Below are 12,526 nucleotides of genomic sequence, written 5' to 3'. Positions count from 1 at the left end.
CTCAAAGTCAGTGGGCATTTGTGGGAGCGGGCTTGCCCCGCGAAGAGGCCGGTACAGGCAACAAACAAATCAGCTCAATGAGCCTCCCCAGCCTTCAACCCCTCCGGCAGCTTGCGCGTCAACAGTACCGCTACCATGCTCACCGCCAAGCCGATGCCGACAAAGTGGAAGGCATCGTTGTACGCCATGATCTGCGCCTGCTGATGGGTGATCTCACTCAGCTTGCCAAGCGCCGCCGTCTCACTGCCCAGTCGCTCCGCCAGTTGCGCCAAGCGCTCTGCCACCTGTGGGTTGCTGGGCACCACCGATTCGCGCAGGTAGTCGAAGTACACCTTGGTCCGCGCATCCAGCAAGGTGGCCAGCAAAGCAATGCCAATCGCCCCACCCAGGTTGCGCAAGATGTTGAACAGGCTCGATGCCGACCCGGCATCTTGTTGCTGGATATAGGCCGTGGCAATCAACGAAATGGTCACCATGATCATCGGTTGCCCCAGTGCCCGAATGATCTGGATGTGGTTGAACTGCGGCCCCGCAAAGTCCGGGTTAAGTACCCCCGAGCCAAAGCTGGCGGCCCCAAACAGGCAGAAGCCTACAGCGCACAGTATTTTCGGCGAGACCACTTTCATCAGCTGCGGTACCAGCGGAATCAGAAACAGCTGCGGTACCCCCATCCACATGATCACCTCGCCGATCTGCAGGGCGTTGTAGCCTTGGATCTGCGCCAGGTACAGCGGCAACAAATAGATTGAGCCATACAGCCCGACCCCCATGCCCAGGCTGGCAATACTCGACAGCCCAAAGTTGCGGTTGCCGAGGATGCGCAGGTTGATCAAAGGGTGCGGCTTGGAAAACTGCAGGATGACAAAGGTAATCAGGCTGATCAGGGCGACGGTGCCCAGGCTGACGATCAGGTTCGATTCCAGCCAATCCTTGCGATGGCCTTCCTCGAGAAAGACCTGCAGGCAGCCCAGCCCCAGGCCGAGCGTGACGATGCCGGCATAGTCGGTGCTCTTCAGCAGCTCCCAATGCGCCTCTTTTTTCTCCAGCCCGTACAGCAGCCCAGCGATCATCACCAACCCTGGCGGGATGTTGATGTAGAAGATGTACTCCCAGCCCCAGTTCTCGGTCAGCCACCCTCCCAGGGTCGGGCCGATCGAGGGCGCGAAGGTGGCCGTCATGGCGAACATGGCCATGCCCTTGGCGCGGTGGTGCTCGGGTAGCTTGATCAGGGTCAGGGTGAAGGCCAGGGGGATCAGCGCGCCACCGGTAAAGCCCTGCAGTGCACGGAACATGATCATGCTCTCCAGGTTCCAGGCCATGGAGCAGAGCAGGGACGACAGCAAAAAGCCGGCCGAAACCCACACCGCCAAGCGCCGGGCGGACAGCAACTGCACCAGCCAGGCGGTCAGCGGGATCATGATGATTTCCGCAACCAAGTAGGAGGTGGAGATCCACGAGCCTTCTTCCAGGGTCGCGGAAAGCGCGCCCTGGATGTCCTTCAGCGACGAGTTGGTGATCTGGATGTCGAGCACGGCCATGAAGGCGCCGAGCATCACGCTCATCACCGCAATCCAGTCGCGCCGGGTGGGCTCGGCAGTGGGCCGGAGCAACTGATCACCGGCCATTGCGGCCTTCATCCTCGGTGCGGATATCGACAGTGGCGGTGACCGACATGCCGGGACGGATGCGGCCATGCAGCGGGTTGTCGGCGCTGAAGGTCAGCTTTACCGGGATGCGCTGCACCACCTTGGTGAAGTTACCGGTGGCGTTGTCCGGTGGCAGCAGGCTGAACTGGGCGCCGGAGGCTGCGAACAGGCTGTTGACCCGGGCTTCGATGGGGGTGTCTGGGTAGCTGTCGAACAGCAATTCGGCGCGCTGCCCTGGTTGCATGTGGCCAATCTGGGTTTCCTTGAAGTTGGCCTGTACCCAGATGTCTTCGTCGGGCACGATCGACAGCAGATAGGCGCCAGCCTGTACCACCTGACCGTTGCGTGCGTTGCGTTGGCCGATGGTGCCGCTGATCGGGGCGCGGATCTCGCAGCGGGTCAGGTTCAATTCGGCCTGGGCAAGGTCGGCACGGGCATTGGCGATCTGCGCATCGAGGCGTTTGAGCTCGGCAGTCAGGGCATTGACCTGCTGGCGCTGGCTTTGCAGGTCAGCGCGGGCCTTGTCGACCTGGGAGCTGGCGACATGGCTTTCTGCCGAAAGGGTAGTCACCCGCTCCTCGGACACGAAGCCAGGCTTACGCAGGGCTTCTGCGCGGTTGAGGTCCAGGCGTGAGCGGTTGAGCGTGGCCTGGTTGGCGGCGACCTGGGCCTGGCCCGCAGCGATCAAGCTGCCTTGTTGCGTCAGGCGGCTTTCAGCTTGCACGTGTTCCGCTTCACGGGTTGCCAGGGCGGCTCGGGCGCGCTCGACGGCAAGTTGAAAATCGGCGGCTTCCAGGCGTACCAGCAGTTCGCCTTTGACCACGTGCTGGTTGTCCTGCACCCGTACATCTTCGATACGCGCGCCAAGTTGGCTGGAAATACGGGTGATTTCGCCCTGAACGTAAGCGTTGTCGGTACTTTCGTAAAAGCGCCCCTTGAAGTACCAGTGGGCCAGGAAGGCGAGGGCGATGGCCGCAACCACGACAAAGAAGATCAGCAGGCGGCGTTTGAGTTGAGCAGGCATGAGGACTATGGTTCCAGAAATGTAAACAAATTTAACAGCGACGGACGGCAATTCGACAAGTGTCGTTCGCGCCATTGCTGGAGCCGGGTGCCTGCTCCCTGCTAACATCCCGCCTTTGTTTCATCTTTCGTTCGAGACCTTCCATGACCACCGTACGCACGCGTATCGCGCCATCGCCCACGGGCGACCCCCATGTCGGCACCGCCTACATCGCCCTGTTCAACTACTGCTTTGCCAAGCAGCACGGCGGCGAGTTCATCCTGCGCATCGAAGATACCGACCAACTGCGCTCCACCCGCGAGTCGGAACAGCAGATCTTCGACGCCTTGCGCTGGCTTGGCATCGAGTGGAACGAAGGCCCGGACGTCGGTGGCCCGCACGGCCCTTACCGGCAGAGCGAGCGTGGCGAGATCTACGCCAAATACGCCAAGCAACTGGTCGATGCCGGCCATGCGTTCTACTGCTTCTGCACCGCTGAAGAGCTGGAGCAGATGCGCGCCGAGCAAATGGCCCGTGGCGAGACCCCGCGTTACGACGGCCGTGCCCTGTTGCTGAGCGCTGAAGAAGTGCAGCGCCGCCTGGACGCCGGCGAGCCCCACGTGATCCGCATGAAGGTGCCGAGCGAAGGTATCTGCGTGGTGCCGGACATGCTGCGCGGTGACGTCGAAATCCCATGGGACCGCATGGACATGCAGGTGCTGATGAAGAACGACGGCCTGCCGACCTACTTCCTGGCCAACGTGGTCGACGACCACTTGATGGGCATCACCCACGTCCTGCGGGGTGAAGAGTGGCTGCCGTCGGCGCCCAAGCTGATCAAACTGTACGAGTACTTCGGTTGGGAGCAGCCCAAGCTGTGCTACATGCCGCTGCTGCGTAACCCGGACAAGTCCAAGCTGTCCAAGCGCAAGAACCCAACCTCGGTCACCTTCTACGAGCGCATGGGCTTCATGCCCGAGGCGATGCTCAACTACCTCGGCCGCATGGGCTGGTCGATGCCGGACGAGCGCGAGAAGTTCTCCCTGGCCGAAATGGTCGAGCACTTCGACCTGTCGCGCATCTCCCTGGGCGGGCCGATTTTCGACATTGAAAAACTGTCCTGGCTCAACGGCCAGTGGCTGCGCGAGCTACCGGTCGAACAGTTCGCCGCGCGCTTGCAGAAATGGGCGTTCAACAGTGATTACATGATGAAGATCGCCCCGCATGTTCAAGGCCGGGTCGAGACCTTCAGTCAGGTTGCGCCGTTGGGTGGCTTCTTCTTCGAGGGCGCGCTGAAGCTCGATGCCAAGCTGTTCGAGAGCAAGAAGTTGTCGGCTGATCAGGTGCGCCAGGTCATCCAGTTGATCCTGTGGAAGCTCGAAAGCCTGCGCCAGTGGGAGAAGGACCGCATCACCGGTTGCATCCAGGCCGTGGTCGAGTCGCTGGAGCTGAAACTGCGTGACGCCATGCCGCTGATGTTCGCCGCTATTACCGGCCAGGCCAGCTCGGTGTCGGTGCTCGATGCCATGGAAATCCTCGGCCCGGACCTGACCCGCTACCGCTTGCGCCAGGCTCTGGACTTGCTGGGTGGTGTGTCGAAAAAAGAAAACAAAGAGTGGGAAAAGCTGCTGGCGAACATCGCCTGATTAGGTGTTGATCGCCTGTGTAGGAGCGGCCTTGCGTCGCGAAAGGGGTGCGAAGCGGCCCCCGCGATAGCGCAGCCCCGCAAATCGGGGGGCGCTTCGCGCCCCTATCGCGACGCAATGCCGCTCCTACAACGGCCGTGTATGCCATGAAAAGAAGGGCAGGGCGGTAAGTGATTGTTATCTGTGAAAAAACTTTTGAATATTTTCAAAAATTCGTTTGACAGCCGTGCAATCCGATCTTAATATGCGCCCCGTCCACAGCGATGAGCGAAACGAAACGCCAGGCACCCAGCCAGCGATTCTGCTCAGAGCGACATAGTGGGGCTATAGCTCAGCTGGGAGAGCGCCTGCATGGCATGCAGGAGGTCAGCGGTTCGATCCCGCTTAGCTCCACCAAATTCCGCTTAGCAGCCACGGCTGATAAGCAAGACCGGGTCCAGCAACCGGGTCTTGAAGGTAAGAAGGTTCGTCCCCTTCGTCTAGTGGCCTAGGACACCGCCCTTTCACGGCGGTAACAGGGGTTCGAGTCCCCTAGGGGACGCCAGTTTTACACAAGCGATGTTTAACGATTTCGCTGGGCCGCGAGGCTAAAAATCTGGGGCTATAGCTCAGCTGGGAGAGCGCCTGCATGGCATGCAGGAGGTCAGCGGTTCGATCCCGCTTAGCTCCACCAATTTTGCCGCGGTTTGTGAAAACGAACCGGCACGAAGGTTACGTCCCCTTCGTCTAGTGGCCTAGGACACCGCCCTTTCACGGCGGTAACAGGGGTTCGAGTCCCCTAGGGGACGCCACTTTTACCCGCGTTTTGCGGGGCTTAAAGAGGCTCATTCGTCTATTGGATGAGCCTTTTGTTTTCGGGGCTATAGCTCAGCTGGGAGAGCGCCTGCATGGCATGCAGGAGGTCAGCGGTTCGATCCCGCTTAGCTCCACCAATTTTGCCGCGGTTTGTGAAAACGAGCCGGCACGAAGGTTACGTCCCCTTCGTCTAGTGGCCTAGGACACCGCCCTTTCACGGCGGTAACAGGGGTTCGAGTCCCCTAGGGGACGCCATGTTTACCCGCGTTTTGCGGGACTTTAAAGGCTCATTCGCTTATTGAATGGGCCTTTTGTTTTTCTCCCTTTCCTTTTTTCCGGGCACCGACAGGTGGTCGTGAATTTCGCTTGCCAAAAAATATGATGCTTATAATATTACAAGCATAATATTCGAGGTGGCCATGAACGACAAAAAGAGCAAAACCCGCGAACGGATTCTCGAAGCTGCGCGCAGTGCCTTGATTCAGCAGGGGCCCGCTGAGCCAAGCGTCAGCCAGGTCATGGGGGCTGCAGGCCTGACGGTAGGCGGGTTCTATGCCCATTTCGAGAGCAAGGACGAACTCATGCTGGAGGCGTTTCGCCAGTTATTGGGCGAACGGCGGGACTTGCTGGCGCAGGTCGACCCCAGCCTGGACGGCGAGGCGCGCCGGGCGTTGGTGACCGCGTTCTACCTTTCGCGCAAGCACCGCGACGCGCAAGTGCATGCGTGCCCGCTGCCCAACGCCCTGGGCGAAATGCAGCGCCTGCCAGAGGTGTTCCGCGAGGTGCTCGCCGAGCACATCGAGCTGATGACCGCGAAAATGGTCGATCGCCCCGAAGACATCGACAAAGCACTGGCCGACCTGGCGCTGATGGTCGGTGGCCTGGCCCTGGCGCGCGCCTTGGGCACTGGCGAGCTTTCTGACCGTGTATTGCGTGCCGCCAAGTCGGCGGTGATCTGAATAACCACAATGCTGGAGCAAGGCGATGACTACCCTGAGCTGGATTCGTGGCGTCAATGGCACCCTCGGCCACCTGGCCCCTGAGCATGTGGCCGGCAAAATGCGCCGGGCATTCATGACCCCACGTACATTGCCCCCAAAAGCGTGGGAGTTGCCGCTGCTGGCCAAGGCCGAGCGCATCACCCTGCGCTTCGGGCTGTCGGCGTTGCGTTGGGGCAAGGGGCCGACAGTATTGCTGATGCACGGCTGGGAAGGGCGCCCCACCCAGTTTGCCGCGTTGATCGAGGCCCTGGTCCAGGCCGGGCATACAGTGGTGTCGTTGGAGGGGCCGGCACATGGTCGCTCTCCAGGCCATCAAGCTCACGTGGTGTTGTTCGCCCGCGCACTGCTGGAAGCGGCTGCCGAGCTGCCGCCGTTGCGCGCGGTGATAGGCCACTCCATGGGTGGAGCCAGTGTGTTGCTGGCGTTGCAGATGGGGCTGCGCGCGGAGGCGGCAGTGAGCATCGCTGCACCCGCCCGGTTGCTTGGCGTGTTGCGCGGCTTCGCGCATCGCCTGGGGTTGCCGGCGCGCGCACGGGCCGCATTCATACGCCAAGTGGAGCGGGATGTGGGGATGCAGATCACGCGCCTGGATGTCAGTGGTTACCAGCTGGAACTGCCAGGCTTGGTGGTACATGCGGCTGACGATGGCCTGGTGGCTGTCGATGAGGCCCGTATCATCCACAAGGCCTGGTTCGACAGCCGCTTGCTGCTGCTGGAGGAGGGCGGGCACCAGCGAGTGCTGGCCGACCCACGTCTGGGCGAGGCGGTGCTCGAATTGCTTGCACGGGCCAGCGCGCCGGCCCGGCAAACGGCCTGAGCATCCGTTACACTGGCTTTCAGTTGTGTTTTTGTTATTAGGAGCGTGCATGAGCTGGGACTTGGCAACACCCTTCATCATCGACCTGCGTGTCGGCAGCGAGGACATCGACGGCCTCGGCCACGCCAACAATGCCACCTATGTCACGTGGCTCGAACGCTGCGCCTGGCGCCACTCTCAGCGCCTTGGCCTAGACCTTGCCGAGTACCGCCGCCTGGACCGGGCCATGGCGGTGGTGCGCCACGAAATCGATTACCTGGCCGCGGGCTATGAAGATGACGAACTGCAGCTGGCGACCTGGATCATCGACTGGGATCAACGCCTGCGCATGACCCGCCGCTTCCAACTCAAGCGCCCGCGTGATGGCGCGACCCTGCTGCGGGCGCAGACCACCTTCGCCTGTATCGAATTGTCCAGCGGCAAGCCCAAGCGCATGCCTGCAGAGTTCATCGAGGGTTACGGCCAAGCGCTGATCGGTGCCTGAAGGGCTGTGGTTTTTTGTTAGACTGCCGCCTTTTCCCGCCGAGACCCACACATGCAAATTGCCCTGGCCCCCATGGAGGGGCTGGTCGACAACATCCTGCGCGACGTCCTGACCCGAGTGGGTGGCATCGATTGGTGCGTCACCGAGTTCATCCGCGTGTGCGACCGCCTGCTGCCGCCATCCTCGTTCGACAAGCTGGCGCCTGAATTGCGCCAAGGCGCGCGGACCGCGGCCGGGGTGCCGATGCGTGTGCAACTGCTGGGCTCCGACCCGGTCTGCCTGGCCGAGAACGCAGCGCTGGCCTGTGAGCTGGGCGCACCAGTAATCGACCTGAACTTCGGTTGCCCAGCCAAGACCGTGAACAAGTCGCGCGGCGGCGCGGTGCTGCTCAAGGAGCCAGAACTGCTGCACGCCATCGTCCGCGAAGTGCGCCGTGCGGTGCCGGCGCATATCCCGGTGACGGCGAAGATGCGCCTGGGCTTCGACAGCCCCGATGGCGCGCTGGACTGCGCCACGGCCCTGGCCGAAGGCGGTTCGGCGCATCTGGTGGTGCACGCCCGCACCAAGGTCGAGGGCTACAAGCCGCCCGCTCACTGGGAGTGGGTGGCGCGGGTGCAGGATGTGGTCAAGGTGCCGGTGTTCGCCAATGGCGAAATCTGGACCGTGGACGACTGGCGCCGCTGCCGTGAAGTCAGTGGTGCCGAACACATCATGTTGGGGCGTGGGCTGGTGTCGCGGCCCGACTTGGGCGTACAGATTGCCGCTGCCCGCGAGGGGCGCGACTACCAGCCGATGAGCTGGGACGACCTGCTGCCGCTGCTGCGCGAGTTCTGGCGCCAGGCCCAGGCCAAGCTGTCGCCGCGCTATGCGCCGGGGCGGATGAAGCAGTGGTTGGCGATGCTGACCCGCAGTTATCCGGAAGCGGTCGTGCTGTTTGCCGAGCTGCGTCGCGAAGATGATTGCGCGCGGATCAGCCGGTTGTTGGGGGGTGAGGTGCAGGCGTTCGAGGCGTGTGTTGCCTGATCACGGGGAACTGCCCGATTCACGGTAGGAGCAGCCTTGTGCTGCGAAGAGGCCGGCGGCTCCAGTGACTTCTCGTTGCGAGCACTGGCCCCTTCGCAGCGCAAGGCTGCTCCTACACCGGTTGTGTTGGAACGCAAACCCGCTCAAAAAAATTTTCGTGGTCCCTCTTGAAAGCCATTTCACCGACCTTATCTTTTGAGTACGCGATGCCGAACTCGGGTCGCGCAGTGACTTACTTGCTGAATCTCAGGAGTTTATGACCATGACTACCGCTTTCTCTCTCGCTCCACTGTTCCGCCATTCCGTTGGTTTCGACCGTTTCAACGACCTGTTCGAATCCGCGGCACGTAACGAGGCCGGTAGCAGCTACCCGCCCTACAACGTGGAAAAACATGGCGAAGACCACTACCGCATCGTGGTTGCCGCAGCCGGTTTCCAGGAGCAGGACCTCGACCTGCAAGTCGAAAAAGGTGTCCTGACCGTCTCCGGTGGCAAGCGCGACAACAGCGCCGCTGAAGTGACCTACCTGCATCAGGGCATCGCCCAGCGCGCCTTCAAGCTGTCGTTCCGCCTGGCCGACCACATCGAGGTCAAGGCTGCGGGCCTGGCCAATGGCTTGCTCAGCATCGACCTGCTGCGCATCGTGCCTGAAGAAGCCAAGGCCAAACGCATCCCGATCAATGGCGACAAGCCAGCGCTGAACTAAGTGTAAGGCTGTGACAAAAAGGGCACCTTCGGGTGCCCTTTTTTGCGTGCGGGCAGTCAGTAATCCGCAGGTGCTTCCAGTAGCATCTGCCGGAATTCGTGCAACGGCAGTGGCCGGCTGTGCAGGTACCCTTGATACAAGTGGCAGCCCAGTTTCTCCAGAAACTCCAGTTGCTCGGTCAGCTCCACCCCTTCGGCAATCACCGCCAGGTCCAGGCTGTGGGCCATGGCGACGATGGCGCGGACGATCTCGGCGTCGTTAGGGTCTATCGGTGCGTCGCGCACGAAGGTCTGGTCGATCTTCAGTGCATCCACCGGCAAGCGCTTGAGGTAGGTCAGTGACGAATAGCCCGTGCCGAAGTCGTCCATGGCAAAACTCACCCCGTAACGCTTCAGTTCGCGCATCTTGCTGATGGTGTCTTCCAGGTTCTGGATGACGATGCCTTCGGTGATTTCCAGCTTCAGCATCCGCCGTGGCAAGCGGTAGTCGTCCAGGCTGCGCAGCACCCGCCCGACGAAATCGTTTTGGCGGAACTGCCGCGGGCTGATGTTTACGCACAGGCTGAAATCATCAGCGTCGATCAACCCGTCCGTGAGCATGCGCGCGCAGGCATCGCAGGCTTCGTCGAGGATCCAGCTGCCTACTTCCAGGATCAGGCCGCTTTCTTCCAGTACCTGAATGAACTGCGCCGGTGGCTGCTGGCCGAGCTGCGGGTGGTGCCAGCGCAGTAGCACTTCGGCACCGACAATACGGTTGTCGCGGGCATCCACCTGGGGCTGGAAGTGCAAGGCCAGCTCACCCCGTGCGAGCGCCAGGCGCAGGTCGTTTTCCATGCGCAGGCGCTCGCTGGCAGCCTTTTGCATGGTGGTGTGGAACAACTGGGTGGTATTGCGCCCGGAGTCCTTGGCCCGGTACAGGGCGATATCGGCACGCTTGAGCAGGTCGGCGGGGGTGGTGCCGTGGTCGGGGATCAACGCCACGCCGATGCTGGGGGTTACTTGCAGGCGCTGGCCATCCAGCGACATCGGTTCGGCCAGCAGTTCGCGCAGGGTATCGGCCAGCTCGCGCACTTTGCTTTCGACCTGTTCGCGGCTGCCTTCCAGGCCGCTGAGCAGCACCACGAATTCATCGCCCCCCAGCCGCGCCACGGTGTCTTCCAGGCGCACGCTGGCCTCCAGGCGCGCGGTGATGATCTTCAGTACCGTATCGCCTACCGGGTGGCCCAAGGAGTCGTTGATGTGCTTGAAGTGGTCGAGGTCAAGGAACAGCAGCGCGCCACGCAGGTTGTGGCGCTTGAGCAGGGCGATCTGCTGGCTCAGGCGGTCCATCAGCAGGGCGCGGTTGGGCAGGTTGGTCAGCGGGTCGTGGTACGCCAGGTGGCGGATCTGCGCCTGGGCATTTTTCAGTTGGCTGACATCGCGGGCGGTCAGCAGCAGGCAGTCGGTCTCGTTGAGGGTGATCGGTTCCACCGACACTTCGACGGTGAGGATGTCGCCGCGTTTGTTGCGCCCGAGCATCTCCCGATGGTGCACCCGGCCACGCTCTTTGAGCTCGGCGAGCAGGGCGCTGCGCTGCTTGTCATCGGCCCAGATGCCCAACTCATACACGCTGCGCCCGACCACTTCGGCCGCGCTGTAGCCGGTGAGCCGGCAGAAACCATCGTTGATTTCCAGGTAGCGGCCGCTGTAGCGCTCGGTGATGGTGATGGCATCAGGGCTGGAGTGGAAGGCCTTGGCGAACTTCTCTTCGCTGGATTTCAGCGCCGCCTCGGCCCGTTGCTGCTGGGTAATGTCGCGCAGGGTGGTGACGCTGCAGGGTTGGTCATCGACGCTGATCAGGCAGCTGGATATCACGCAGGTCAAGGGCACGCCGTTGCGGTGGTTGACCACCACCGCAACGTTGCTCAGGGCCTGTTCGCGGATCACCCGCTCGATGCGTTGCGCACGTTCGATGGACTCAGCCCACAGGCCGATTTCCTCGGCGGTGCGACCGATTACCTGGTCGGCGCTCCAGCCGAACGTCTGGGTAAAGGCCGGGTTGATCTCGATGAACTGGCCGGTGTCCTGGCGGGTCACGCAGATGGGGTCAGGGCTGACCTGGAACAGGCTGGCGAACTTTTCTTCCGAGGCGCTGAGGCGTTGCTCGCGCTCGACCTGGTCGGTGATGTCCAGCAGGGTGCCGGCCATGCGCAAGGGGTTGCCTTGGTCGTCCCGGTACAGCCGTGCGCGGCTTTCGATATAGCGTGACGCGCCGTTCTCCAGCTGCACGCGGTAAGTGATCTGGTAATTGCCCGCAGGCCCTTCGCGCAGGCTGCGGTAGGCTTGGCGCATGACATTGCGCTCTTCCTCCGGTACGCCCTCGAAAAAGGCATCGAACGATTCGTGGAAGGGGATCGGGTCCAGCCCGTGTAGCTGCGCGGCACGGGCCGAGCCGTAGAGCATGCCGCTGGGGATGTGCCAGTCCCAGGTACCCAGCTGGGCTGAGTCCAGGGCCAGGTCGAGGCGTTCCTGGCTGTCCTTGAGGGCCTGTTCGGCACGCTTGCGTTCGGTAGTGTCGACGAAGGTGCTGAGCAAAAATGTCACCCCCTCCAGTTCGATGGCCTGGGTGCAGAGGATGCCGTCGTGCACCTTGTCGTTGCTGGCCCGGAACTGCACTTCCATGATCAGTGGGCCTCCGCTGGCGCGGGTAGCGTCCAGCAGTTGCGGGCGCTGCTCGGGGTGCACCCACAGGCCCAGCTCCAGGCTGGTCTTGCCAATCACTTGGTTGCCTGGCCAGCCGAACATGTCTTCGAAATGCTGGTTGACCTCGAAGATCATGCCGTCGTGGCGGCGGGTCAGGAGGATCGCATTGGGGCTCAGGTGAAACAGCGTGGCAAAGCGTTTTTCCGAGTTGATCAGCGCCGTTTCGCGCTCGCGCTGGCGGGTGATCTCACGGATGACCCCGATCATCTGCGGTCTGCCGTGGCGGTCGTGGGTCAGGCTGCCGTTGATTTCCAGCCAGTGCAGGCTGCCATCCGGCCAGCGGATGCGGTGGCGCATGGCTTGCTCCACGGGCTCGCCGTTGACCACCGCCTGGAACAGCTGACGGGTGCGTGCGCGGTCTTCTTCGGGCAGCAGGTCGAGGTAGTCGATGTCGTTGGGCAGCGGGCGTAGCGGGTCGAAGCCGAACAGCGCCTGGGTACCGCGTGACCAGCTGACCCGGCCGGTTTCGATGTCCCACAGCCAGGCCCCCAGGCGGGCGCCGTTGAGCGCGGCGAGCAGTTGCGGGGCGTTTTGCCAGGCCTGTTCGGATTCCTGTGGGTCGGCCGCAGGAATGCGCGGCAGGCGCGGAAAGCGGTTTGCTGATTTGGGCATTGGTACCAGACCTTTGGCGTTTGACGAGTCCTTGAGTTGGAAATGCCGTACT

At 62.3% G+C, this 12,526-nt stretch carries 9 protein-coding genes and 6 tRNA genes; 12 read left to right on the top strand and 3 right to left on the bottom strand.

Going from position 1 to position 12,526, the window contains the following annotated elements; translation table 11 throughout:
• Positions 1-74: 74 nt before the first annotated feature.
• Together HU764_RS18480 and HU764_RS18475 are read right to left on the bottom strand one after the other, a co-directional pair.
• Complete coding sequence (locus HU764_RS18480) at positions 75-1,625, bottom strand: MDR family MFS transporter (RefSeq protein ID WP_189662680.1); 1,551 nt, start codon at positions 1,623-1,625, stop codon at positions 75-77.
• Positions 1,615-2,670, bottom strand: coding sequence for an HlyD family secretion protein (locus HU764_RS18475; RefSeq protein WP_186682014.1), 1,056 nt, complete (start codon positions 2,668-2,670; stop codon positions 1,615-1,617). The genes HU764_RS18480 and HU764_RS18475 overlap by 11 nt, the downstream gene beginning before the upstream one ends.
• A 143-nt stretch (positions 2,671-2,813) precedes the next feature.
• On the opposite strand from HU764_RS18475, the gene gltX reads away from it, so the two are divergent.
• The 12 genes from gltX (at position 2,814) to HU764_RS18415 (ending at position 9,121) form a co-directional block, all read left to right on the top strand.
• The gene (gene gltX / locus HU764_RS18470; protein WP_027596096.1) at positions 2,814-4,295 is read left to right on the top strand and encodes a glutamate--tRNA ligase; all 1,482 of its coding nucleotides are present in this window, start codon (positions 2,814-2,816) and stop codon (positions 4,293-4,295) included.
• Between the two features lie 320 nt (positions 4,296-4,615).
• A tRNA-Ala gene (locus HU764_RS18465) sits at positions 4,616-4,691 on the top strand.
• A 72-nt stretch (positions 4,692-4,763) separates the two neighbouring features.
• Positions 4,764-4,839, top strand: a tRNA-Glu gene (locus HU764_RS18460).
• Between the two features lie 53 nt (positions 4,840-4,892).
• A tRNA-Ala gene (locus tag HU764_RS18455) sits at positions 4,893-4,968 on the top strand.
• A gap of 42 nt (positions 4,969-5,010) precedes the next feature.
• Positions 5,011-5,086, top strand: a tRNA-Glu gene (locus HU764_RS18450).
• Positions 5,087-5,151: 65 nt separating this feature from the next.
• A tRNA-Ala gene (locus HU764_RS18445) sits at positions 5,152-5,227 on the top strand.
• Between the two features lie 42 nt (positions 5,228-5,269).
• A tRNA-Glu gene (locus HU764_RS18440) sits at positions 5,270-5,345 on the top strand.
• A 164-nt stretch (positions 5,346-5,509) separates the two neighbouring features.
• The gene (locus HU764_RS18435) at positions 5,510-6,049 is read left to right on the top strand and encodes a TetR/AcrR family transcriptional regulator (RefSeq protein WP_186682018.1); all 540 of its coding nucleotides are present in this window, start codon (positions 5,510-5,512) and stop codon (positions 6,047-6,049) included.
• 25 nt (positions 6,050-6,074) lie between these two features.
• Positions 6,075-6,908: an alpha/beta hydrolase gene (locus tag HU764_RS18430; RefSeq protein WP_186682020.1), complete on the top strand. Its 834-nt coding sequence runs from the start codon at positions 6,075-6,077 to the stop codon at positions 6,906-6,908.
• A 49-nt stretch (positions 6,909-6,957) separates the two neighbouring features.
• Positions 6,958-7,392, top strand: a complete 435-nt coding sequence (locus HU764_RS18425) for an acyl-CoA thioesterase (protein ID WP_186682022.1) — start codon at positions 6,958-6,960, stop codon at positions 7,390-7,392.
• A gap of 51 nt (positions 7,393-7,443) precedes the next feature.
• Positions 7,444-8,415, top strand: a complete 972-nt coding sequence (locus HU764_RS18420; RefSeq protein WP_186703648.1) for a tRNA dihydrouridine synthase — start codon at positions 7,444-7,446, stop codon at positions 8,413-8,415.
• 262 nt (positions 8,416-8,677) lie between these two features.
• Positions 8,678-9,121, top strand: a complete 444-nt coding sequence (locus HU764_RS18415) for an Hsp20 family protein (protein ID WP_027596735.1) — start codon at positions 8,678-8,680, stop codon at positions 9,119-9,121.
• Between the two features lie 56 nt (positions 9,122-9,177).
• On the opposite strand, the gene HU764_RS18410 is transcribed toward HU764_RS18415, so the two are convergent.
• On the bottom strand, positions 9,178-12,474 hold the full coding sequence (locus HU764_RS18410; protein WP_186682026.1) for a bifunctional diguanylate cyclase/phosphodiesterase: 3,297 nt from the start codon (positions 12,472-12,474) through the stop codon (positions 9,178-9,180).
• Between the last annotated feature and the right edge of the window lie 52 nt (positions 12,475-12,526).

It is taken from the genome of Pseudomonas kermanshahensis, from assembly GCF_014269205.2.
GTDB classification, from domain to species: Bacteria; Pseudomonadota; Gammaproteobacteria; order Pseudomonadales; family Pseudomonadaceae; genus Aquipseudomonas; species Aquipseudomonas kermanshahensis.
Note: the sequence above shows the minus strand (reverse complement) of the source record. Positions and strands in the feature narration are given on the sequence as shown.

Excerpts from the sequence above, each read along its gene's own strand:
- HU764_RS18480 (WP_189662680.1), bottom strand. The coding sequence starts at position 1,625 with ATGGCCGGTGATCAGTTGCTCCGGCCCACTGCCGAGCCCACCCGGCGC.
- HU764_RS18475 (WP_186682014.1), bottom strand. The coding sequence starts at position 2,670 with ATGCCTGCTCAACTCAAACGCCGCCTGCTGATCTTCTTTGTCGTGGTT.
- gltX (WP_027596096.1), top strand. The coding sequence starts at position 2,814 with ATGACCACCGTACGCACGCGTATCGCGCCATCGCCCACGGGCGACCCC.
- HU764_RS18435 (WP_186682018.1), top strand. The coding sequence starts at position 5,510 with ATGAACGACAAAAAGAGCAAAACCCGCGAACGGATTCTCGAAGCTGCG.
- HU764_RS18430 (WP_186682020.1), top strand. The coding sequence starts at position 6,075 with ATGACTACCCTGAGCTGGATTCGTGGCGTCAATGGCACCCTCGGCCAC.
- HU764_RS18425 (WP_186682022.1), top strand. The coding sequence starts at position 6,958 with ATGAGCTGGGACTTGGCAACACCCTTCATCATCGACCTGCGTGTCGGC.
- HU764_RS18420 (WP_186703648.1), top strand. The coding sequence starts at position 7,444 with ATGCAAATTGCCCTGGCCCCCATGGAGGGGCTGGTCGACAACATCCTG.
- HU764_RS18415 (WP_027596735.1), top strand. The coding sequence starts at position 8,678 with ATGACTACCGCTTTCTCTCTCGCTCCACTGTTCCGCCATTCCGTTGGT.
- HU764_RS18410 (WP_186682026.1), bottom strand. The coding sequence starts at position 12,474 with ATGCCCAAATCAGCAAACCGCTTTCCGCGCCTGCCGCGCATTCCTGCG.